This window comes from Bradyrhizobium sp. 33ap4 (assembly GCF_032654765.1).
Lineage (GTDB): Bacteria > Pseudomonadota > Alphaproteobacteria > Rhizobiales > Xanthobacteraceae > Bradyrhizobium > Bradyrhizobium australafricanum.
Window position 1 is genome coordinate 1 of sequence record NZ_JAUMTJ010000077.1, and the last position, 22,393, is coordinate 22,393.

16 protein-coding genes are annotated in these 22,393 nt (G+C 64.0%); 6 read left to right on the forward strand and 10 right to left on the reverse strand.

What is annotated here, in order from left to right:
• Positions 1-210: 210 nt before the first annotated feature.
• Positions 211-2,445, reverse strand: coding sequence for an adenylate/guanylate cyclase domain-containing protein (locus tag Q2M23_RS38235; RefSeq protein WP_316398807.1), 2,235 nt, complete (start codon positions 2,443-2,445; stop codon positions 211-213).
• A gap of 100 nt (positions 2,446-2,545) precedes the next feature.
• On the reverse strand, positions 2,546-6,712 hold the full coding sequence (locus Q2M23_RS38240) for a VCBS domain-containing protein (protein ID WP_316398808.1): 4,167 nt from the start codon (positions 6,710-6,712) through the stop codon (positions 2,546-2,548).
• Positions 6,713-7,307: 595 nt separating this feature from the next.
• On the opposite strand from Q2M23_RS38240, the gene Q2M23_RS38245 reads away from it, so the two are divergent.
• Complete coding sequence (locus tag Q2M23_RS38245) at positions 7,308-8,060, forward strand: transglutaminase-like cysteine peptidase (RefSeq protein ID WP_316398809.1); 753 nt, start codon at positions 7,308-7,310, stop codon at positions 8,058-8,060.
• A gap of 127 nt (positions 8,061-8,187) precedes the next feature.
• On the opposite strand, the gene Q2M23_RS38250 is transcribed toward Q2M23_RS38245, so the two are convergent.
• From Q2M23_RS38250 to Q2M23_RS38275, 6 genes are all read right to left on the reverse strand, one after another.
• Entirely contained in the window at positions 8,188-9,387 is a 1,200-nt protein-coding gene (locus tag Q2M23_RS38250; RefSeq protein ID WP_253625139.1) for an ABC transporter substrate-binding protein, read from the reverse strand.
• A gap of 79 nt (positions 9,388-9,466) precedes the next feature.
• The gene (locus Q2M23_RS38255; RefSeq protein WP_316398810.1) at positions 9,467-11,305 is read right to left on the reverse strand and encodes an AMP-dependent synthetase/ligase; all 1,839 of its coding nucleotides are present in this window, start codon (positions 11,303-11,305) and stop codon (positions 9,467-9,469) included.
• 139 nt (positions 11,306-11,444) lie between these two features.
• Positions 11,445-12,224, reverse strand: coding sequence for an ABC transporter ATP-binding protein (locus Q2M23_RS38260; protein WP_076832616.1), 780 nt, complete (start codon positions 12,222-12,224; stop codon positions 11,445-11,447).
• Positions 12,225-12,234: 10 nt separating this feature from the next.
• Positions 12,235-12,993, reverse strand: coding sequence for an ABC transporter ATP-binding protein (locus tag Q2M23_RS38265; protein WP_028336610.1), 759 nt, complete (start codon positions 12,991-12,993; stop codon positions 12,235-12,237).
• Positions 12,990-14,141, reverse strand: a complete 1,152-nt coding sequence (locus Q2M23_RS38270; RefSeq protein ID WP_316398811.1) for a branched-chain amino acid ABC transporter permease — start codon at positions 14,139-14,141, stop codon at positions 12,990-12,992. The genes Q2M23_RS38265 and Q2M23_RS38270 overlap by 4 nt, the downstream gene beginning before the upstream one ends.
• A gap of 10 nt (positions 14,142-14,151) precedes the next feature.
• Complete coding sequence (locus Q2M23_RS38275; RefSeq protein ID WP_028336612.1) at positions 14,152-15,027, reverse strand: branched-chain amino acid ABC transporter permease; 876 nt, start codon at positions 15,025-15,027, stop codon at positions 14,152-14,154.
• Positions 15,028-15,322: 295 nt separating this feature from the next.
• Between Q2M23_RS38275 and Q2M23_RS38280 the strand changes: the two genes are divergently transcribed.
• Both Q2M23_RS38280 and Q2M23_RS38285 read left to right on the forward strand, forming a co-directional pair.
• Positions 15,323-16,075, forward strand: coding sequence for an ABC transporter ATP-binding protein (locus tag Q2M23_RS38280; RefSeq protein ID WP_316398812.1), 753 nt, complete (start codon positions 15,323-15,325; stop codon positions 16,073-16,075).
• Entirely contained in the window at positions 16,072-17,589 is a 1,518-nt protein-coding gene (locus Q2M23_RS38285) for a permease (RefSeq protein ID WP_316398813.1), read from the forward strand. The genes Q2M23_RS38280 and Q2M23_RS38285 overlap by 4 nt, the downstream gene beginning before the upstream one ends.
• Here the strand turns inward: Q2M23_RS38285 and Q2M23_RS38290 are convergent.
• Positions 17,573-18,523, reverse strand: coding sequence for an alpha/beta hydrolase (locus tag Q2M23_RS38290; protein WP_316398814.1), 951 nt, complete (start codon positions 18,521-18,523; stop codon positions 17,573-17,575). The two genes, Q2M23_RS38285 and Q2M23_RS38290, sit on opposite strands and share 17 nt — an antisense overlap.
• 174 nt (positions 18,524-18,697) lie before the next feature.
• Here Q2M23_RS38290 and Q2M23_RS38295 point away from each other — a divergent pair, with 174 nt between their 5' ends.
• Positions 18,698-19,537, forward strand: coding sequence for an MBL fold metallo-hydrolase (locus tag Q2M23_RS38295; RefSeq protein WP_316398815.1), 840 nt, complete (start codon positions 18,698-18,700; stop codon positions 19,535-19,537).
• Positions 19,538-19,549: 12 nt separating this feature from the next.
• Here Q2M23_RS38295 and Q2M23_RS38300 read toward each other — a convergent pair whose 3' ends face one another.
• Positions 19,550-20,173 carry a CGNR zinc finger domain-containing protein gene (locus Q2M23_RS38300; RefSeq protein ID WP_057020096.1) on the reverse strand — a complete coding sequence of 208 codons (624 nt, stop codon included), beginning with the start codon at positions 20,171-20,173 and terminating at the stop codon, positions 19,550-19,552.
• Between the two features lie 90 nt (positions 20,174-20,263).
• On the opposite strand from Q2M23_RS38300, the gene Q2M23_RS38305 reads away from it, so the two are divergent.
• On the forward strand, positions 20,264-21,208 hold the full coding sequence (locus tag Q2M23_RS38305) for an EamA family transporter (RefSeq protein ID WP_316398816.1): 945 nt from the start codon (positions 20,264-20,266) through the stop codon (positions 21,206-21,208).
• A 133-nt stretch (positions 21,209-21,341) separates the two neighbouring features.
• A complete protein-coding gene (locus Q2M23_RS38310; RefSeq protein ID WP_229190251.1) occupies positions 21,342-22,391 on the forward strand; it encodes an amidohydrolase family protein in 1,050 nt (349 codons plus the stop codon).
• The last annotated feature ends 2 nt before the right edge of the window (positions 22,392-22,393 follow it).

Genomic DNA, 22,393 nt, shown 5'->3' on the forward strand with positions numbered 1-22,393 from the left:
CCCGGAATTACCGGGCCGTCGTCACTCTCGCTGCCATCGTCCTATGGCTGCGATAAGTGTCCACACCACCTAGTGCGCAATTGCGCACGGGAGCCGGGACCCATACGCCGCGGCCGCCGCAATGGGCACGCGGCGAGACGATCTTCCGTCAACGACCATTCGTGGTTATGGGTCCCGGCCTTCGCCGGGACGACAGCGGGCTTGCGGCGTCTATTTCGTCGTCAACGCGAATGCGCCGTTCCAGTCGTCGGGCGGCGGCTCCTTTTGGAAGGCGTGGATGCGCGCCTCATAGAGGCGGTAGAGATATTGCAGCGTCTGCGCGTCGTCGGTCTTGCGGCCGCGTTCGATCGCGGCGAGCGCGCCGTCCCAATCGCGGCCGCGGTAGCAGGCGAGCATCTCGATGGTCAGGTTGCGCAGCCGCTGGAAGCGGCCGGAGCTCGCGACATCCTCGCGGCCGGCAATCGCGTAGATCACCTCGGGCTCCTTCTTGCCCTTGACCATGATGAAATCGAGCTCGAGGATCGCAAACTTCTCCTTCACCGCAAGCGCAGTCTTCGATCCCACGATGATCGGGAAGCCGTACTCCTTGGACTGTCCCTCGAGCCGCGAGGCCAGATTGACGCTGTCGCCGAACACCGAATAGTCGAAGCGCACATCGGAGCCCATATTGCCGACCACGCAGGAGCCGGTGTTGAGGCCGACGCCGATGTTGAGCGGCACATAGACGTGGCCGCCGTCCTTCGCCTCCTGCTCGCGCTCCCGATTGAGGTCATCGACACGCTCCAGCATGTCGAGCGCCGCATCGCAGGCGTTGAGCTGGTGCTGCTTGTCATCGAGCGGCGCGTTCCAGAACGCCATGATGGCGTCACCCATATATTTGTCGATGGTTCCCTTGCGGGCGAGGATCGCGTTGGAAAGCGGAGTAAGGAAGCGGTTCATCAGCGCCGTAAGGCCCTGCGGATTGCTCTTGTAGGTTTCCGAGATCGAGGTGAAACCGCGCATGTCCGAGAACATGATGGTCATCTCGCGTTCCTCGCCGCCGAGCACCAGCCGCTCCGGCGACTGTGCCAGCTGCTCGACCAGCGCGGGCGACATGTACTGCACGAATTGCGACCTGATCTGTCGACGCTGCTGCTGCTCGCGCACGAAGGCGGAGAAGATCAGCGTGAGATAGATCGCCGTGGTCGACATCAGCGGATAGGTGAAGTCGATCAGCAGCCGGTGCTGGGAATAGAAATACCAGGAGGTACCGATCAGCACCGAGGCAAACATTCCGCCGACGGCGACCAACGTGATCGGACCGAACTTCGGCGCGAAGGCGATGACAAGGAGCCCCATGATCAGCGCGGCGAAGAACTCGATGCCGATGCCGTAATTCGGCTGCGAAACGACATCGCCGGTCAGCGCGCTCTCCAGCACCTGGGCGTGAACCTCGACACCGGGCATCGCCGGCGTCACCGGCGTCGTCTTGATGTCGTTCAGCCCGGTTGCTGAGGTGCCGATCACGATCAGCTTGCCGGCAATTCGGTCCGGTGAGACGCGCCCGTCCAGCACATCGACCGCCGAGACATAGATCGAGGGATCGCGACGGGCGTAGTGGATCCAGAGTTGGCCGTGGAGATCGGTCGGGATCGCAAAGCCCTTGAGACCCAGGCTCTTGATACCGGCCTTGTCGGCCTTGATCAGGATCGTGCCGGAGCCGCTCGCCACCCGCAGCATCTCGAAGCTCAGCGACGGCATGGTGATGCCCTGCGCCACCATGATCATCGGCACGCGCCTGACGATGCCGTCGCGCTCCGGCCTGATCGTGAACAGGCCGCGCCCGGCAGCCGCCTCCTCGAGCACCGGCACGTTGCGCAGCAACCCCGGGAACATGTACATGAAAGGCTGCGGCTCCTCACCGAGCATCGCAAGTCCGGTGACCGGAAGCTTTTCGTTGAGGTCGGCGCGCACGTTGGGCCCGCCGGATTCGCCGAGCACCACCCGCGAGTTCTTGATGGCTTCGGCCATGATGCTGTCGTTGCTCGGCAGCTGCCGCAGCCTGGCGCGCATCTCCTCATCGAGGCTGCTGAACGTATCGGCGGCGATATCGGGATTGAGACGATCCGGCTCGGAGAACACCGCGTCGAACGCGATCACCACGGCGCCGAGCCGGGTGAGATTGGTGACGATGTCGGCGAGCCGGGTCCGCGGCCACGGCCACTGTCCGAGCCGGGGATCGGCGAGGCTCTTTTCATCGATGTCGACAATGGTGACGGGCCGCGCCGTCTTCTGGCGCGGTTGCAGCGCCTGGAATGTGTCAAACGTCCTGACGCGAAGCTCCTGGACTGGAGCCGGATCCACGATCCGCAGCGCAGCAATGCCGATCAACAGCGCCACGCAGACCAGCCGCGCATAGCCGAAGCGCCGTGCGAACCACCTGCGTATCGCCTTCAGCCGTTTCATGCCATCTGGATATCACGCGCGCAGAATTGTTCCAATCGAGCAAGCATGCGCAGTGCACAATCAGCCGGGCCACCCCCCCGGCGGCACGGCCGCGCGCCCGTCACGCAAAATGAATAATGAAGTCGTTCTGGGACAGGCTCGCCTTCGCGACATTGTGCAATGTGATCGTGTCTGCGCTGTCGATCGTGATCAGCGTATCCGCCGAACTGGTCGGCGATATCGCAACATGCTGATCGAACCAGCTACTGAAGGTGCTTGCCGAGACGACCGTGGACAGATCGATCTGGTCCTCGCCTGGCGTGAAGTTCAGGATCGTGTCGTGGTTGAAGTTCGGCGCAAACACGAACTTGTCCTGGTAACCCGACCCGAAAAACACGTCCTTGTCGCTGGTCCCGGTCAGAATCACGGGCTCGGGCCGATCCTGTTGGACGTTGAAGATCAGGTTGACCGTATCGGTTGCGCCATGGCCATCGGTCACGGAGAGCGCGATCGTGTCGGTCGCTGGAGCTGTCTGGCCGGGGTTGTAAACGAGACCCGACGATCCAAGCGCGGTGTTGATGCTGGAGAGAAGCCCCTCCTGCGACGAAGGTGCAACGCTGCTGCCCGCACCGGGCGTCGTCGCCGCGGCCATGGTGAAGGTCTCGTCGGCCGTCGCATCGGCGTCCGTCACGGTCAGGCCGGAGATCGTCTCGGTCCCGTTGGGATGTTCGGTGATACTGACGCTGTCGGTGTGGATCACGGGCGCGTCGTTGGCGCCGATCACGTCGATCGTCAGCTTCGCGGTCCCGACGGCGCCATGCGCGTCGATCGTCTCCACATCGAACGTGTCGGCATAGGTGCCCCTGCCCAACGCGTTGATCGCGGCAGCATCGGGAACATAGCTGTAGGTGCCGTCCGGGTTGACGGTCAGCGAGCCGTAGAGGCCCGCGATCTGCGTGACCGCAGTGTGGTCCGAATTGAGCGCGGCATAAGTCAGCGTCGCGGTTTCGCCATGGTCGACGTCGTTGCCATGGAGCGTGCCGGTCAGCGTGCCGAACGTGTCGTTATCGGCGGTATCGGTGAGCGTGCCGGCATTGACGTCGGCGAGTGTCGGCGCGTCGTTGGCGCCGTTGATCGTGATCGTCACGGGCTCGTTGACGACGCCGCCATGGTGGTCGTCGATCTGGATCGTGTAGGTCAGCGTCAGCGTCTCGCCGAGGGCGAGATAGTCGAAATTCTGGTCCGCGGCCGAGAACGTCCAGGTCGACGATCCGGTTGAACCGCCGGTCGCGTCCGTCAACGTCCCCAGCGACAGCCAGTTCAGGATCGTGGCCTCGTCGGGCAGGCCCGTGGTCGCCCCGGATTCGGCGACGCCGGTGATGGTCATGGTGTGGGTGTCGCTGAGATCCACATCGGTGAAGGTCACGGTGCCGGATGCGCTGTCCAGCGTCGATGAACCGGTCGTATCGGGTTGTTCGGGGATGATGGCCGCCTGAGGCGCCGACGTGACGATCGGCGCGTCATTGCTGCCGGTAATCGTGATCGTCACCGGTTGGCTGATCACGCCGCCATGATGGTCATTGACCTCGACCGTATAGGTCAGCGTCAGTGTCTCACCGTCGGCAAGATAATCGAAATTGCGGTCGGCGGCCGAGAAGGTCCAGGCCTGGGATCCGGCGACCCCGCCGGTCGAATCGGTCAGCGTCCCCAGCGAGAGCCAGTTCAGAATCGTGGACTCGTCCTCAGGCAGGCCTGTGGTCGTTCCGGATTCCGCGACGCCGGTGATGGACACGATGTGGGTGTCGCCGAGATCGACGTCGGCAAATGTCACCGCGCCCTGGGCCACGTCGAGCTTGATCGATCCGGTCTCGCCGATCATCTCGGGGACCGTGGCGGTCGGCGGCTCCGACGTGAACGTCGGCACGTCGTTGGTGCCAGTGATGGTGATGGTGACGGGCTGGGTGACGACACCGCCGTGGTGGTCGTCGACCTGGATCAGGTAAGTCAGCGTCAACGTCTCGCCGACAGCGAGATAGTCGAAATTCCTGTCGGCGGCCGAGAAAGTCCAGGCGCGCGATCCGGTTACGCCGCCGGTCGAATCCGTCAGCGTGCCGAGCGACATCCAGCCCAGTATCGTCGCCTGATCGGGAAGCCCCGTGGTCACGCCCGTTTCGGTGACGCCGGCAACGGTGACGCTGTGGGTGTCGCTGAGATCGACATCGACGAAGGTCACGGTACCGGATGCGGTATCCGGCACGACCGAGCCGGTCGTCTCCTCGGCTTCAGTGATGGCGGCCGCCTGGGTCGGCGAGGTGATCACCGGCCTGTCGTCGGTGCCGACGATCGTGATGGTGACCGGCAGCGTGACGACGCCGCCCTGATGGTCGTCGATCTCGACCGTGTAGGTCAGCGTCAGCGTCTCGCCGGTGGCGAGATAGTCGAAGCTCCTGTCGGCGGCCGAGAACGTCCAGGAGCGCAATCCCGTCACGCCATCGGTCGAATCCGTCAGCGCGCCCAACGACAGCCAGCTCAGCACGGTGGCATGGCTGGCAAGTCCGGTGGTGACGCCGGCCTCGGTGACGCCGGTGATGGTGACCGTATGCGTGTCGGTCAGATCCGCATCGGTAAATGTCAGCGTGCCGTGCGCCGTATCAGGCTGGGCGGAATTCCTCGTTGCTGGGAGTTCGGTGATCGAACCGGCCTGCGCCGAGGACGTCACCACCGGGGAGTCGTTGGTGCCGGTGATCGTGATCGTGAAGGTCTTGAACGTGGTCTCGTTGTTCGGTGCGAAATTGTTATCGACGCGCGCGACATAGGCCAGCGTCAGCGTTTCTCCGGCAGCCAGGAAGTCGAACGCGCTGTCGGCAAGGTTGTAGGTCCAGGTCGCCGAACCGGCATTCTTGTTGTTCGGATCGGGCTCGAGCAGCAACGGGATCTCGACGGTCTTGATGGCCGCAAGCTGCGCTGCCGTCAGCGATGAGGTCACGTCGCTGCCGTTGGCGTCCCGGTAGCTGAACGCGGAATAGTCGACCTTCGCACTCGGTATGTCACCGACATTGAGGTCCAGCCATTTGATCTGGCCCGTCGCGGTGTCGAACAGCCCGCTTTGGGTCAGCCCCAGCCGCTCGGTAAACGCCGCGTCCTGGGTCACGACCTGCGGCGGCCCCGGGATGTGCTCGATCCTGCTGTTGGGAACGCCGCCGGCCTGAGGGCCGGTCGTGTTGACGAAGGTCAGCAGAATGATGATCGGCGCGCCACTGTCGCTGCTGGTGAGCTTGAAGCTGCTCGAGACCGGGACGACGCTGTCCGTGAAGTTGGTGGTGAGCTTGGTGTTGGGATTGTTGTTGTCCGTGAACTTCAGCGCAAAGACGTCGGAGATCAGCTTCTGCGCATCGGTCGACAGTTGCGCCGACGAGACGAAGCTGACGCTGCCCTGGCCGTTGACAATGGTCTGGGTGCCGGCCTGATCGACGGTCGCGATCGGATTGAGCGTCGTCTTGTCGAACAGGATGTAGGAGCCGGTGCTGCCATCGGGCTCGACCAGCACCTGGAATTTGGCCGGCGGCACGCCGCCGGTGCCCTGCACGTCGAAATCGATCTCGACCAGCACCGCGGTGCCGCGGATGCCCATGGTCGCGACCGGCGTATCGACCTTCATGTCGCCGTGCTTGGCGGTCGCGCCGGCCACGAAGGAGATCGTGCCCGAGACCAGACTCATCAGCGACGTATTGCTCGACCCGTTCGGGTCGTAGATCATTTCGTTCAGCACCATCTTGGCGTTCGGGCCGAGACCGAACACGGTGCCGTCGATGAAGGTGATGCCGAGCGTCGAGTCGCCGCCGGATTGCACCACGTCACCCTTGTTGACGTTATCGCCCTGGTTCAGGACGATCGCGACGCCGTTGCGGATGGCCGTCGCGTTCCCGATCAGCTTGGTGACATGGCCGATGACCTTGGCCGGCTCCGCCGCGCCGCCGGCCTGGGCATATTGAGTATAGCCGGTGAGTGCGCTGACGAGATCGCCGGTGAGATGCGCGCCGTCAGGCGACGCCAGCGGCGCGCGCTTCTCGCCCTTGAAATAGTCGTGCAGGACGAGTTCCCGATCGTCCTTCGCGATGACGAGGTCGAGCCCGGCCCGCTTGAAGTCGCCGGTGAACAGCAATTGCCCGTCGTCGACGATGATCGCGCCGGGCGGAGCATGCGTGGAAACGCTGTCGACGTGCACGTATCCACGGGCATAAGCGTCCGTGTTCGGCAACAGGCCGTCGAATTTCTCGACAAAGTTCACTGCGGATCACCGCACGAGAGTTAATATTGTTAAAATATCCGAACGATTATGCCTGCATATCATCGGATAAAGCTTGGCGAAACCACTCTGTGCTTGCGCAAGGTGGCCCTGTTGTGCGGTTTGACTGGATGTGACTTGGCTCACGCTGTGAAGAGCCGTGTAGTTCGGATTCGTTTGACGGTACCATAAGGTGGGATTCAAGCCAAGATACGTACTGAGCCACGTATTCGTGGTATTGATTGGCATTTCTGTACTTGCCTCTATTTCCCCTTAGCCCAGAGCGGGCATTTGACCCCAATTTCCCGGCCAAAGCTGTGACTTAGCTTACAAATCACAGCAGTCCCGTGCGCGGACCGGCCGGGTTAACCAGAGGGCAAGGATGAGTTGCAAAGCAGTGGAAAAAGGTTCGCCGCTTCCTTTCACAAACCGGTAAAGTTTTCGGGACCCCAAGCAGGCGCCCTTTAGCCTCTTCCCCTGATTCCCCACATCTTAAGTCGATTCGAAGGGATCGTTCGCCATGCTGCCCGGCATGAAACGATCCGATCGCGTGCGCGGTGCAATTTCCACCCGCCGAAGAGCGGACAGGGGGTGTCGGATGAGATTCTCGCTTCGCCCGCTTGCGCTGCGCGCCGTCATGCTGGGCTTCGGCCTGGCCCTGGCCGCGCCGGTTGCCGAGCTCAATGCCGCTTCGCTGCTTTCGCCCGGTCCGGCGACGCTGATCAGAAAATCGACCGAGCCGTTCGGCCTGACGACCAGCCTGCTTGCCGACGGTGGCCTGCACGACAAATGGCTCGGCGTGCAGCGCCAGCTCGCCGACGAATTGGAGCAACTGGCAGCCTGCGAGAGCGACCGCGCCGGCTGCGCGTCGCCGGCGGCGCTGCGATTCCTGGCGATCGTCGATGCCGGACGGGCGCGTCAGGGTCGCGCCCGGCTCGGCGAGATCAACCGCGCGATCAACCTTGCGATCCGTCCGGGCAGCGATCTTGCGGCCTATGGCGAGCCCGACGTCTGGGCGACGCCGCTCGCCACCTTCGCCCGCGGCAGCGGCGACTGCGAGGACTATGCGATCGCGAAACTCGTGGCGCTGCGCAAGGCCGGCGTGGCGCCGGAAGATCTGCGGATCGTCGTCCTGCATGACCTCGTCGGCGGCGAAGACCATGCGGTGCTCGCCGCGCGGCTCGACGGCCGCTGGCTGACGCTCGACAACCGCCGCATGGCGATGATCGAGGACAGCGACATCAGGAGTTTTCGGCCGACCTTCGTGATCGACCAGCACGGCGTCAGCCGCTATGTCGATGCCCCGCTCGTCGCCGAGGCCGCTTGGCGGCCGGCGGCGCGTACGAACTAAGAGCCGGCCAGACATACTTTCCATCATTGCGAGCGAAGCGAAGCAATCCATCCCTCCGCGGAAAGATGGATTGCTTCGTCGCTTCGCTCCTCGCAATGACGAGTGAATCCAGATGAGCGACTGCCCGTCAGAACATCAGATTATCCTTCACCAGCACCCAGCGACCGCCCTTGACCTGCTGCACCTGGGTGATGGTGTTGGCGAGATGATCCGTCTTGGAGAACTTGGTCGGCGGCGAGCTGAAGATGTCGAGGAACTTGTCGCCTGACTCCAGCGAGTCCAGCATCTTCTGGCCGGAGAGATCCTTGCCCGCCTTCTGCGCGTAGAAGGCAAAGGTCATCACCGCGTTGTAGCCGATGATCGCCTGGGTATTGGCGTCGGTGTTGAACATCTTCTTGTAGTTCACCAGCCAGTCCTTCACCTTGCCCTTGGCCGTGTCCTCGTAGGGAATCTCGAAGCCCGAGGCCGCATAGAGCCCTTCGACGGCATCCTTGCCGAGCGCCGGCACTTCGAGCACGTTGGTCGGGGTGGCGCCGAGGAAGGTCACATCCCAGCCGAGCTTCTTGGCCTCGTTCATCGCGCCGATGGTCTCGCGGATCACGGTGCCGAGCACCACGAGGTCGCAGCCGTCGGCCTTCATCTTGGCGACCTGCGCCGAGAAGTCGGAGGCGCCGCGCTTGTAGCTCGTGACCGAGGCCGGCTGCACCTTCATCGCGCCAAGCTGCTGGGTGAAGCCGTCGAGCACGTTTTTGCCGTACTCGTCATCCTGATGCATGATGCAGGGCTTCTTGAAGTTCTTCCACTCCATCATGTATTTGAGCGCGGCGCGCGTGCTCTCGACATAGGGCAGGAGGTTGTTGAACTTCAGCCGCTCCTGCGGCTTGGCGGGATCGAACTTGAAGGTGAATTCGGCGGCCGTCAGCGGGAACAGCTGCAGCACGCCGGCGTCGAACAGGACGTCCTGCGCGGCGAGCACGGTCGGCGAGCCCATCGGGCCGATCATCGCGAACACCTTGTCGCGCTCGACCATCTTCTGCGAGGCCAGCACCGCCTTCTTCGGATCGTAGCCGTTGTCCTCCAGGATCATCTTGATCTTGCGGCCGTTGATGCCGCCGCCGGCGTTGATCTCCTCAACCGCCATCTTCATGCCGTTGGACACCGGAACGCCCCAGACCTTGATCGGGCCGGACAAGTCCTGATGCGTTCCGATCACGATCTCGGTCGGCGAGATGCCTTCATTGGTGACCTTGGTCTGGGCTGCGGCCGGCAGACAGGTCAGCGCCAGCGCACTCACCGCAAGGCCCAGCGCCTTCAGCGATTTCGACATTGCAGTCTCCTCCTTACATGGCCCATGTTAAGCGAAGGGTCGGGCCTGCTCGCTCCTTCGCCAATTTCTTTCTCCTCGGCTATGCTACCGCGCGTTCGCCATACATGGCGGCGATCTCGGCCGCGTAGCGCTTGTTCACGAAGCTGCGCTTCAGCTTCATGGTCGGCGTCAGCTCCTCGTCCTCGGGCGTGAGCTGGCGCTCGATCAGATAGAATTTCTTGACGGTCTCGACGCGCGCGAACTTGACGTTGACCGCCTCGACCTCGCGCTGGATCAGATCCTGGATTTCGCGTGCGCGGCACAGGCTCGCGTAATTGGTGAAGGGGATGTCGTGGTCCTGGGCGTATTTCTCGACATTCTCCTGGTCGATCATGATCAGGCAGGTGAGATACGGCCGCTTGTCACCGATCACGACCGCATCCGAGACATAGGGTGAGAACTTGAGCTGGTTCTCGATCTCGGACGGCGTGATGTTCTTGCCGCCGGAGGTGATGATGATGTCCTTCATCCGGTCGGTGATCTTGACATAGCCTTCATTGTCGATCGTCCCCACGTCGCCGGTGTGCAGCCAGCCTTTGGCGTCGATCGTCTCGGCGGTCCTCTCCGGCTGGTTGAGATAGCCCATGAACAGGAAATCGCCCTTGATCAGGATCTCGCCCTTCGGGCAGATCATCACCTCGCCCCAGGGCGCGGCCTTGCCGACCGAGCCGAGCTTGATGCGATCCGCCGGCATCATGGTCGCGACGCCGCAATTCTCGGTCTGGCCGTAGACCTCGCGCATGTCGATGCCGAGCGCGAGATACCAGCGGATCAGATCCGGCGAGATCGGCGCGGCGCCGGTCAGCACAATCCGGCAGCGGTCGAGCCCGAGCATGCGGCGGATGTTGCGGAACACCAGCCAATAGGCCGCGCGGTTGGCGAGCCGCAGCGACAAGGGCGGCGTCTCGCCCTGCAGCCGACACTCGGTCATCCGGTTGCCGATCGCGAGCGCGCGGGCATACATCCAGTTCTGGAACGGGGTCGCATCCTTCAGCGCGATGGTGATGCCGGAATAGAACTTCTCCCAGATCCGGGGCACCGCGAGGAATGCGGTCGGCTGCACCTCGCGAAGATTGTCCGGCACCGTCTCCGGGCTCTCGGCGAAATTCATCACCGATCCCAGGGCGAGCGAGAGGTAATAGCCGCCGACCCGCTCGGCGACGTGGCAGAGCGGCAGAAACACCAGCCGCTCCTCGCTGTCGGTCGAGGGGTAGAGATCGTTGGCGTGGCGCATCTGGTGCGTCACGCTGCGGTTGGAGTGCATCGCGCCCTTGGGCGGGCCCGTGGTGCCGGAGGTGTAAACTAGGATCGCGAGATCGGAGGCGGTGCGGCTGCCGGTCATCTCGTCCCACAGCGCCGGATTGCCCCAGGCATGATTGCGGCCGAGCGACGTGAATTCCGCGAGCGACAGCACCATCGGATCGGAGAAGCCGGAGAGGCCCTCCATGTCGAACACGACGATCCTCTCCAGCGTCGGACAGCGCGACCGGCAGGTCAGCACCTTGTCGAGCTGCTCCTCATCCTCGACGAAGATCACCCGCGTGCGGGAATCATTGATGAGGTATTCGACCTGCGCGGCCGAATCGGTCGGATAGATGCCGGACGAGACGCCGCCGGCGCACAGGATGCCCATGTCGGCGTAGACCCATTCCGGCACCGCGTTGGCGATGATCGAGCCAACGTCGCCGGGACGGAAGCCTGTGGCATGCAGGCCGTAGGAGATGTCCTTGGAGATCTGCAGCCATTCGCGCCAGCTGGTCGGTTGCCAGATGCCGAACTTCTTCTCGCGGATCGCGGGCCTGTCGCCACGCGTTTGAACCGCGAGCAGAAAGCTCCTCGCGATCGTGTCGGCAACCGTCAGCACCGCTGGTCCGGCCATGCGCGCTCCCTCCTCTGCCGCCCGTCTCACGCGCCGGCTTGTGTTGCCGGTCTTGTTGGCGAAGCGGGCCTGAAATCTAGCTCCAACTCTCGTTCAGTGCCAAACCTTCCTCGGCGCCATTGCCAGCGTCCAGTCATTCTCAACGCCACGTCTTCTTCTTTTTCCAGCGCCGCTCGCCGCGCGCACCGGCTTCCTTGGCGCCGAGGTAGAACTCCTGGATATCGGGTGAATTCATCAGCCGCTCGCAGCTGTCGTTCATGACGACGCGGCCGATCTCCAGCACATAGCCGTAATGCGCCGTCTCCAGCGCGATCTTGGCATTCTGCTCGACCAGCAGGATCGACATGCCCTGCTCCTCATTGACGCGGCGGATGATGGTGAAGATCTCCTTCACCAGGATCGGCGACAGCCCGAGCGACGGCTCATCGAGCAACAGCAGCGTCGGCCGGTTCATCAGCGCCCGCCCGATCGCCAGCATCTGCTGCTCGCCGCCCGAAAGCTGCCCGGCCGGCTGGCCGAGCCGCTCCCTCAACCGCGGAAAATAGCCGTAGACGCGCTCGAGGTCCTGCGCCACACCGTCGCGGTCCTTGCGCAGATAGGCGCCCATCATCAGGTTTTCGCGCACCGACAGGAACGGAAACACCTCGCGCCCCTCCGGCACGTGGCTCAGCCCGAGCCTCACGATCCGGTCGGCCTCCATGCGCTGGATCGGCTTGCCGAGGAATTCGATCGAGCCCTTCTGCGGGTCGAGGATGCCGGAGATCGTCTTCAGGACCGTGGTCTTGCCGGCGCCGTTGGCGCCGAGCAGCGTCACGATCCGGCCGCGCGGCACCTCGAGGCTGATGCCGCGGATCGCCATGATCGGCCCGTAATAGCTTTCGATGTTGGAGAGTTTCAGGATGATGTCCGCTGTGCTCATGGCATCATCCTCATGCGCCGAGATACGCTGCGACGACGTCGGGATGGTGCTGCACCTCGGACGGCGAGCCCATCGCCAGCACGCGGCCGTAGTTCAGCGCGATGACGCGGTCGGAGACGCGGTTGACCAGCGTCATGTCGTGCTCGACCATCAGCACGGTGATGCCGAGCTCGCTCTTCATGTCGCGGATCCAGAACGACATGTCGTCGGTCTCCTCGACATTGAGGCCGGAGGACGGTTCGTCGAGCAGGATCAGCTTCGGCTCCGAGCACAGCGCCCGCGCCAGCTCGATCACCTTGCGCACGCCGTAAGGCAGTCCCGAGATCAGCTTGTCGCGGTAGGGCTCGAGGTCGAGGAACTCGATCACCTGCTCGACGCGGCGGCGATGCGCCTTCTCGCCGGCACGAACGCTCGGCAGGAACAACAGTTCCTGCCACAGCCGGGTGGTGGAATGGCGATGGCGGCCGACCAGGAGATTGCTCAGCACGGTCGCGTTCTCGAACAGCTCGATGTTCTGGAAGGTGCGGGCGATGCCGAGTTTCGCGATATCGTAGGCCGGCTCCTGGGTGATGTCCTGATCCTCGAAGAAGATCTTGCCGGAGGTCGGCGGATAGATCCGCGAGATCAGGTTGAAGATCGAGCTCTTGCCGGCGCCGTTGGGCCCGATGATCGAGAGGATCTCGCCCTTCTCGACCGCGAAGCTGACCGCATCGACCGCCTTGAGGCCCCCGAAATGCAGCGACAGGTTCTCGGCGCGGAAATAGCTCATCTGTTCCGCTCCGATTTCACATAGATCTTCTGCCGCTTGAAGGTGGCGCGCTTGTAGAGCGGGAACAGCTGGAAGAAGAGCTTGATCTTGAGCCAGCGGCCGTAGAGTCCGAGCGGTTCAAACAGCACGAACAGCACGATGATGATGCCGTAGATCGCGCCTTTCAGTCCGTTGGCGGAGGCGAAGGCTGCGACCGCGTCCTGGATATGGCCCGCGCGCTCGGTGCCGGCGCCGAGGGTCGCAGCAATGCCGCCGATCACGCCCGGCATATCGTCCTTCAGATAGGTCAGGAGCGGATCGATCATGACCAGGAAGATCGCGCCCAGTACCGCGCCGTGCAGGCTGAACGTGCCGCCGATCAGGATCACGATGATGAACTCGATCGAAAGCTGCAGCGTGAACATCTCGGGCGAGATGAAGGAGAGCTTGTGCGCGAACAGCACGCCGGCAAAGCCGGTGATCGCCGCCGAGATCGCGAACGACTTCACCTTGTAGAGTGCGACATTGATGCCCATGCTGCGCGCCGCGGTTTCGCTGTCGCGGATCGCGACGAAGGCGCGCCCGGTCGGCGAGCGCAGCAGATTGAGCGTGCCGACGATGGTCAGCACCAGCACCGCAAGGCAGAGGTAATAGAAGGTCGGGCCGTCGCGCGACACCGTCGTGCCGAGCAGCTGCATGGTCTTGACCCGCATGCCCTCATTGCCGTTGGTGACGCTTTCCCAGCGCGCCAGGATCTCCTCGACGATGAACGCAAAGGAGATCGTCGCGATCACCAGATAGATGCCCTGCAGCCGCAGCGCCGGAAACCCGACCAGCGCGCCGACCACGCCGGTCAACAACCCCGCGGCGAGGAAGTAGACCGGAAACGGCACATTGAACTGCTGCAGATAGGCCGCTGTGTAGGCGCCGATCGCAAGAAACGCGGCATGGCCGAGCGAGGCCTGTCCGGTGAAGCCGGTCAGGATCAAGAGCCCGACGCCGACGGTCGCGTAGATGCAGACGAAGACCAGCTGGCTCATCAGATAGCTTGAGAGCACGTAAGGCGCGATCAGCAACACCGCCAGCAACAGGCCGTAGGAATAGATGTAGCCCGAATGCGGGAACAGCTTGATGTCGTCTTCGTAATCGGTCTTGAAGAGAAACCGCATCCGTTGCTCCTCAGACTTTCTTCCGGACGTGAAGGCCGAACAGGCCCTCGGGCTTGAGCAGCAGCACCGCGAGCAGCACGATGTAGGGCGCGACGTCCTTCCATCCCTGCGGCAGATAGAAGCCGGCCATGCTCTCGATCACGCCGATCAGGACGCCGCCGACCACGGCGCCCGGGATCGAGCCGAAGCCGCCGAGCACCGCGGCCGGAAACGCCTTCAGCCCCAGCACCAGGCCGACATTGGAATGGATGAAGGTGATCGGCGCCAGCAACACGCCGGCGCAGGTCGCGACCGCGGCCGAGATCGCCCAGACGATCGAGACCACCCGCTTGACCGGAATGCCCATGTAGTAGGCAGCCAGCATGTTCTCGGAGCTGGCGCGCATCGCGGTGCCGAGCGTGGTCCGGTTGAAGAACAGATAGAGCAGCGCGCACAGGATGATGGTCGCCGCGATCACCGACAGCTTGTCGTAGGCGAGCACCAGGCTGCCGATCCGAAGCACGCCCTGGCTGAACGGCGTCTCGATCTTGAAGTCGTCGGTGCCCCAGATCATGCCGGAGACCGAGCGCAGGAAATAGCCGAGCCCGATCGTCGCCATGATGATGGAGAATTGCGGGTAGCCGAGGATCGGCCGCACCACGAGCCGCTCGGCCAGCATGCCGAACAGCGCCATGCAGATCACCGCGCCGGCGAACCCGACCCAGTAATTCAGCCCGAGCATGCCGATGAAGGTGAAGGCGAAAAAACCGCCCAGCATCATCAAATCGCCTTGCGCGAAGTTGACGACCTCGGTTGCCTTGTAGACCAGCACGAAGCCGAGCGCGATCAGGCCGTAAACGCAGCCGAGCGCGATGCCGCTGACGAGCTGCTGAACAAAGTCCAGCATCGTTCCCTCCCCGATGCCCGGCGATTCTTATCCGATCGCTCGTTGCATCCCGCCTTCACGCCCTTGTGTCTGGAGCGCCGAAAGCCGCCTATGTCCGCCCCGATTGAGCCAAAAGGCCCGATCCCTGTCAACAAACCGCTGTTGTCGCTGTATCATCACATTTGCGGAGATTTGCCGCAGCACGGACTAATACGGATATCACCTTTGATTTGCCCCGTGCGATTCACTGCACCGAAACGGTTTTTGTCCAAGCTTTGCGCAACCGACGAGCGAAATTCCGGATCGCCACCCCGCCATGACACCTGAACTGTCCGCACTCGCCGTGCGAGGGTTAACCAAGCGTTTTGACCGCCCGGCGGTCGACGCGCTCGATCTCACGATCCGTGTCGGTGAGTTCTATGCGCTGCTCGGACCGAACGGCGCCGGCAAGACCACGACGCTGCGCATGGTGGCGGGGCTATTGCGGCCCGATGCCGGCTCGGTGTCGATCCTCGGCATCGACGCGCTGGCCGATCCGGTCGCCGCCAAGCAGATCATGGCCTGGGTGTCCGACGAGCCGATGATTTACGACAAGCTGACGCCGCTGGAATATCTCGAATTCGTCGCCGGCCTGTGGGGCATCGATCCGCGCACGTCGGAGAGCTCGGCGCGCGATCTTTTGGTGTCGCTCGGGCTCGAGCCGCATCTCAACGAGCGCTGCGAAGGCTTCTCCAAGGGCATGCGCCAGAAGGTGGCGCTGGCCGGCGCGCTGGTGCACGATCCCCGCCTGATCATTCTCGACGAACCGCTGACCGGCCTCGACGCGCTGTCGGCGCGTCACGTCAAGGGACTGCTGCAGGAGCGCGTCCGCGCCGGCTGCACCGTGATCATGACGACCCACATTCTCGAAGTCGCCGAGCGGATGGCCGACCGGATCGGCGTGATCGCGGCCGGCAGGCTGATCGCCGAGGGCACGCTGGCCGAGCTGCGCGCGCAGAACGGCCGCAACGACACCACCCTCGAGGAGATGTTCATCGCGCTGGTCGATACCGAAGCGGCGGCCGCGTGAGCTCGGTCGCCCACCTCACCTGGTTCGTCCGCCACGAATTCCGCCTGGCGTGGCGCGAATGGCTGGCGATGATGACCGGCGGCCGGCGCCGGCGCAATCGCGCCGTGATCGGCCTCTTGGTCTTCGCGGCGATCCTGCATCTGCCGGCTTATGCCGTGGTCAACCGCTATTCCGACTTGCGGTTTCCGCTCGACCCGTCGTCGCTGATCGTGCTGACCGCGACGATCTTCCTGGCCTGGGCGCTGATGCTCTCGCAGGCGATCGAGTCGGTGACGCGCGTGTTCTATGCCCGCGCCGATCTCGATCTGATCATGTCGTCGCCGGCAAAACTCACCAACATCTTCTCGATCCGGATCGCCGCGATCGCGCTGACGGTGAGCAGCATGGCGCTGTTGCTGTCGACGCCGTTCATCGACGTGCTGATCTATCTCGGCGGCCCGCGCTGGCTCGCCGGCTTCGGCGTCGTCCTTGCGATCGGGCTGTCGGCGGCAGCCGCCGCGATCGCCGTCACCGCGTTCCTGTTCCGCCTGATCGGGCCGAGCCGGACGCGGCTGGTAGCGCAGGTCGTCTCCGCCGTGATCGGCGCCGGCTTCGTCATCGCGCTGCAGGTCGTGGCCGTGCTGTCCTACGGCACGCTGTCGCGCTTTGCCTTTCTGACCTCGGAAACCGCGGCGCGAGTTGCCCCCGCCCCCGACAGCCTGCTGTGGTGGCCGGCGCGGGCATCGCTCGGCGACCTCGAAATCATGCTGCTGCTGCTCGCCGCGGCGCTGGTGATGCTCGGCGGCGTGATGGCGATATTCGCACCGCGGTTTGCCGATACGGTCGCCAGCGTCGCCGCCAATCCAGCTGCGGTGACGCGGGGACGCGCCCGCGCGTTCCGGGCGGGCTCGCGGCAGCAGGCGCTGCGGCGCAAGGAATTCTTGCTGCTGCGTCGCGATCCGTGGCTGCTGTCGCAGACCCTGATGCAGATGCTCTATCTGTTGCCGCCGGCGCTGATGCTGTGGCGCAGCTTCTCCGGCACGTCGACCGCGATCGTGCTGATTACGCCCGTCATCGTAATGGCCGCAGGCCAGCTCGCCGGCGGGCTCGCCTGGCTGACCATCTCCGGCGAGGACGCGCCCGATCTGGTGGCGACCGCGCCGCTGCCGCCGTCACGCGTGACCCGCGCCAAGGTCGAGGTGGTCCTGATCGCAATCGCCGTTATCTTCGCCCCGCTGGTGGCCGCGCTGGCGTTTGCCTCGCCAGGGCAGGCCGCGGTCACGGCGATCGCGATCCTCATCGCGACCGGATCCGCCGCCGCGGTCCAGCTCTGGTTCCGCGCGCAGGCCAAGCGCAGCCAGTTCCGCCGGCGCCAAACCTCCTCCCGTATCGCCACCTTCGCGGAAGCCTTCTCCTCGATCGGCTGGGCCGCAACCGCGGCGTTGGCCCTGACAATCCCGACGGCCGCGCTGGTCAGCGGCATTCTGACGCTGCTGACGCTTGTCATCGCCTGGAAGATCAGCCCGCGGCGCTAGCCTTCATCACCTCGATCACCGCCGCGGCAAACGCCTCGGGCGCTTCCTGCGGCAGATTGTGGCCGGCATGCGGAATCAGGCGATGGGCAAGGCGGCCGGTGTACTTTGCCGCGGTGCGACTGCCGTCGGTCGCGAACGTCACGCCGTCGTCGGCGCCGTCGAGCGAGATGGCGGGGACCCTGATGACAGGCAATGTGTCGAGCCGCCGCTGCAAATCCGCATATTGCGGATCCCCGTCGACAACGCCGTAACGGTGCCGATAACTGTGGATCACGACGTCGACATAATCAGGATTGTCGAACGCAACCGCGGTCCGCTCGAAGCAGGCGTCGTCGAACGCCCAGCTCGGCGACCATTGCGACCACAGGATTTTGGCGATGCCGCGCCGGTTGGCGGCGAGCCCCGCCCGCCCCCGCTCGAGCTGGAAGTAGTACTGATACCAAAGCGGCACCTCGCGATCAGGCGGCGCCGGCACCATCGCATGAGCGATGTCCTGGATCATGTAGCCGTTGGTGCAGACGAGTCCGATACATCGTTCCGGCCACAGCGCCGCACCGATCGATGCGGCGCGGCCGCCCCAGTCATAGCCGGCGAACACCGCGCGCGCGATGCCGAGCGCGTCCATCAGCGCGATCAAGTCGGCGCCGACCGCCGCCTGCTCGCCCGAGCGCGGCGTCGCCTTGTCGCGGAACGCCGTCGGTCCGTAGCCGCGCAGATAGGGCACGATGACCCGACAGCCTTGCGCCGCCAGCATGGGCGCGACGTCCACATAGGAATGGATGTCGTAGGGGAAGCCATGCATCAGCAGCACGGCCGGCCCAATGGAGGGGCCCGCTTCGTAATAAACGATGTTGAGCACACCGGCATCGACATGGCGCAATGGCTCGAGCCGTTTGGTCGAAGGCGCGCGCTGCGAAGAGACGGTATCAGTCACGCAGAACTCCCTGATCTCGATCGTTTGCGCGGCATCCTAGCGTGTCCCGACGCAATAATCGCCCGGCTCGTGTTGCAACCCGCGCCATGGAGCGATGCACGGGCCTCATCATGACGGCGCGCCAAATGCGCGCTACTCTTCCGTCCGCGGATGCCGCCGCAGACGGAACAGGTCATGCTGAGATTGCTCGCCGCGCTCGTCTTGCTGGGATCATTGACCGGTCACGCCTTCGCGCAGGACGCCCAGCGCAGCGAATGCCTGGCGATGGCAAATGCGCCGCCGCGCGCCGTCCCCGTGAGCTACCGCCGCCTCGCGGCCAAGACCGCGGACAAGACTGCGACCAAGTCCGACGAAGTCGCGATCACCTATGCCGGCCATTCGACCTACTATATCGACACGCCCGGCGGCATCCGGATCGCGACCGACTATAACGGCGTCTATCGGACCGGGCGGCTGCCCGACGTCGCGACCATGAACCGGGCCCACGCGACCCATTACACGCTGTTTCCCGACCCCAAGATTCCCCACGTGCTGCATGGCTGGGGCGAGAACGGCCAGGCCGCGCATTACGCGATGCGCATCGGCGACGTCTATATCCGCAACGTCACCACCGACATTCGCCGCTACTGGGGCGAAGACCCCGGCGGCGAGATGATCAAGGACGGCAATTCGATCTTCATCTTCGAGGTCGCCGGCCTCTGCATCGGCCATCTCGGCCACCTCCACGTCAAACTCGACGACAGCCATTTCGCCGCGATCGGCCGGCTCGACATCGTGATGGTGCCGATCGACGGCACCTATACGATGTCGCTCGACGGCATCTCCGAAATCACCAGGCGATTGCGCGCCGCCGTCGTGCTGCCGATGCACCGCTTCGCTACCCCGCTCGACGAGTTCATGCGCCTGATCGGCCAGCAGTTCGAGATCGATCGCCGCGGCGGCGAGCGCACTTTGCGGATTTCACGCGACACTCTGCCGGCGACGCCGACGGTGATCATCCTCGACGGGGTGTGAGGCTCAACGCACTCATTCCTCCGCCGCCTGGCTGCGCCGGTAGTGCCGCCGCGATTTGGCAAGATTGCCGCAATCGCCCATCGAGCACCACCGCCGGTTCTGAGTACGGCTCTCGTCAACGAACAACCAACCGCAACCCCGCTCATCCTGGCACTGCTTCACCCTCAGCGCACGGGGCCCGGTCAGAAGGCTCACCGCCGACCATGCGATCGGCTTGAGCAGCGTCTCGGGCGCAACTTTCCCGGCTGTCGGCAGCCACCGCAGGGTGTCGCCGACAGGTGCGAGCGCAACACCGCCCAACGCGGCTTCAAGGTATCGGTTGATATCGGCCAGCGCCGTCGGATCGATCCGGCCGCCTCCGATGCGGGCGATAAAGATCCTGTAGAGCGCCTCGCGCAGACCATGCGCCGCATTCAGAAAGGCATCGGCCTCGTGCGGTGAGGTTTTCCATCGCGCCCTGAGCTGCGCGGCGATCCGGCGATCCGCCAGTTCGGCATCGACCAGCCATTTCAGAATGGAATCCGAAGTCGCGATCCGATCCTCAACCAGGTCGCGGAGACGCCATGCGACGGTATTGACGAACTTGATGCTGAGCTCTTCCCGGGACGACGCCTCAGGCGAAGGAACGCGCGGCATGGTCCAGCAACTCCTCTGGAACGCATAACCCCTTAATGGGTTGGATTTGATAACCTATTAAGGGGTTAGAATCTAGCTCGGGAGCCCCGTATGCCCAAGCGCCTTTTGATTGTCGGCGCGTTCGCCGCCATCTATCTGCTTTGGGGTTCCACCTACTTCGCGATCGCGCTCGGCTTGAAGTCGATCCCGCCGTTCCTGCTGATGGGCCTTCGCTCGCTTGGCGGCGGCCTGATCCTGATCGCGCTGAACGGGGCTGACGTCACGCGCGTTTCGCGGTGGAACTGGCTGACCGCAGCACTCTGCGGCGTGCTGTTCTTCGTCGGCTGCCATGGTGTTCTCGCTTATGCCCAGCAATCGGTTCCGTCCGGCATCGCCGCGATCATGCTGGCTACGATCCCGTTCTGGGTGTTGCTCATCGATTTCCTGTATCCGCAAACCCGGCGTCCCGCGACCATGACGCTGGCCGCATTGCTGCCCGGCCTTGCTGGTGTGGCAATCGTGGGCTGGCAATCGGCCGAACAGGGCCATTTCAGTATCCTTCCCATTCTGCTGCTGCTCGCTGCGGCGTTCTCCTGGGCGATGGGCACGGTGCTGTCGCGTCGGACTTCGGATCATGGTTCGCCAACATTGTCGTCAGGCATGCAACTGTCGATCGGCGGCGCGGTCCTGTTTGCAATCAGTCTTGCGTCCGGTGAACTGGAAGGCTTCTCGCCGCGCGACGTTTCGGCGCCCTCGCTCGCGGCCGTGATCTATCTCGCCATCGCCGGCAGCGTCATCGGCTTCACGGCATTTCGCTGGCTGCTCGACAATGTGTCGACGTTCATGGTCTCGACCTACATCTTCGTCAACCCGATCATCGCCGTGCTGCTCGGCACGCTGATTCTGGGCGAGCCGTTTTCCGTCACGATGTTGTTTGGAGCGCTTCTTGTCATCGCCTCGGTCATCATCACCTGGCGCGCCGAGCAGGCAACGCCGGCGTCGGCGAGGCAAGCTCAGTCGATGACATGGTCGCGACCGGCAATACGGTCGGGGTGACCGGCACGCGCAGACGTACGCATGCCTCCTCAGGCAGAGGCCCGGTTTGACGCGCTCCTGCGCGGCTCGTTATCCTCCCCAAAGCCGACATCGTATCGGCGGCCGACAAGAGCAAGAACAGGGAGCATCATCCATGGCCAGCACTCTGCCCGCCTCCGCCAGCGGGCTCTATGCCAATCCGCGCGAAGACTGGCTCGCCCAATACACCGAGGAGATCATCGATCCGGCCCGTCCGATCGTCGATCCGCATCACCATCTCTGGGACCGCGGGGGCTTGCGCTATCTGATCGAGGAGATGCGCGACGACATCGCGTCCGGCCACAACATCGTGGCCACCGTCTATGTCGATTGCCGGTCGATGTACCGCGCCGATGGTCCGGAGGCGTTCCGTCCGGTCGGCGAGGTCGAGTTCGCCAACGGCGTCGCGGCGATGGCGGCGAGCGGCGGCTACGGCAAGGCGGCGATCTGCGCCGGCATCGTCAGCCACGTTAACCTTCTGATCGGCGATCAGGCCAAGGCGGTGCTGGAGGCGCAGATTGCCGCCGGCAACGGCCGGTTCCGCGGCATCCGCCACTCGTCGGCCTGGGATGAAGACCCCAACGTCGCGCATATGTACGCGAACCGTCCGAAGGGCATTCTGCTGGACTCCACCTTTCGTAGGGGGTTCGCCTGCCTGGCACCGCTCGGCCTCAGCTTCGATGCCTGGTTGTTCCACCCGCAGATCGGCGAGCTGACCGACCTCGCCCGCACCTTCCCCGACACTCGGATCGTGCTCGATCATTGCGGCGGGCCGGTCGGCACCGGCCGTTTCGCCGGCAAGCGCACGGAGACCTTTCCGGTCTGGCAGGCGTCGATCCAGGAGATCGCCAAATGCCCGAACGTCGTGGTCAAGCTCGGCGGGCTGGCGATGTGCCTGCTCGGCTACGACTTCCACCTCCGCCCCAGGCCGCCCTCGTCGGAGGAACTTGCTGCCGCCTGGCGGCCTTATGTCGAGACCTGCATCGAGGCGTTCGGTCCGGACCGTTGCATGTTCGAGAGCAACTTCCCACCTGATAAGGGGCAATGCAGCTACCAGGTCATCTTCAACACCTTTAAACGGCTTGCATCACAATATAGCGAAGCCGAAAAGACGGCGTTGTTCTTGAAGACGGCAAAGGATGTCTATCGGCTCGATATCGGGTAAGC

Bases quoted from the DNA above. Each gene is read 5' to 3' on its own strand.
- Q2M23_RS38255 (WP_316398810.1), bottom strand. From the start codon at position 11,305: ATGGCCGGACCAGCGGTGCTGACGGTTGCCGACACGATCGCGAGGAGC.
- Q2M23_RS38280 (WP_316398812.1), top strand. From the start codon at position 15,323: ATGACACCTGAACTGTCCGCACTCGCCGTGCGAGGGTTAACCAAGCGT.
- Q2M23_RS38260 (WP_076832616.1), bottom strand. From the start codon at position 12,224: ATGAGCACAGCGGACATCATCCTGAAACTCTCCAACATCGAAAGCTAT.
- Q2M23_RS38310 (WP_229190251.1), top strand. From the start codon at position 21,342: ATGGCCAGCACTCTGCCCGCCTCCGCCAGCGGGCTCTATGCCAATCCG.
- Q2M23_RS38275 (WP_028336612.1), bottom strand. From the start codon at position 15,027: ATGCTGGACTTTGTTCAGCAGCTCGTCAGCGGCATCGCGCTCGGCTGC.
- Q2M23_RS38300 (WP_057020096.1), bottom strand. From the start codon at position 20,173: ATGCCGCGCGTTCCTTCGCCTGAGGCGTCGTCCCGGGAAGAGCTCAGC.
- Q2M23_RS38250 (WP_253625139.1), bottom strand. From the start codon at position 9,387: ATGTCGAAATCGCTGAAGGCGCTGGGCCTTGCGGTGAGTGCGCTGGCG.
- Q2M23_RS38295 (WP_316398815.1), top strand. From the start codon at position 18,698: ATGCTGAGATTGCTCGCCGCGCTCGTCTTGCTGGGATCATTGACCGGT.
- Q2M23_RS38265 (WP_028336610.1), bottom strand. From the start codon at position 12,993: ATGAGCTATTTCCGCGCCGAGAACCTGTCGCTGCATTTCGGGGGCCTC.
- Q2M23_RS38245 (WP_316398809.1), top strand. From the start codon at position 7,308: ATGAGATTCTCGCTTCGCCCGCTTGCGCTGCGCGCCGTCATGCTGGGC.
- Q2M23_RS38305 (WP_316398816.1), top strand. From the start codon at position 20,264: ATGCCCAAGCGCCTTTTGATTGTCGGCGCGTTCGCCGCCATCTATCTG.
- Q2M23_RS38235 (WP_316398807.1), bottom strand. From the start codon at position 2,445: ATGAAACGGCTGAAGGCGATACGCAGGTGGTTCGCACGGCGCTTCGGC.
- Q2M23_RS38270 (WP_316398811.1), bottom strand. From the start codon at position 14,141: ATGCGGTTTCTCTTCAAGACCGATTACGAAGACGACATCAAGCTGTTC.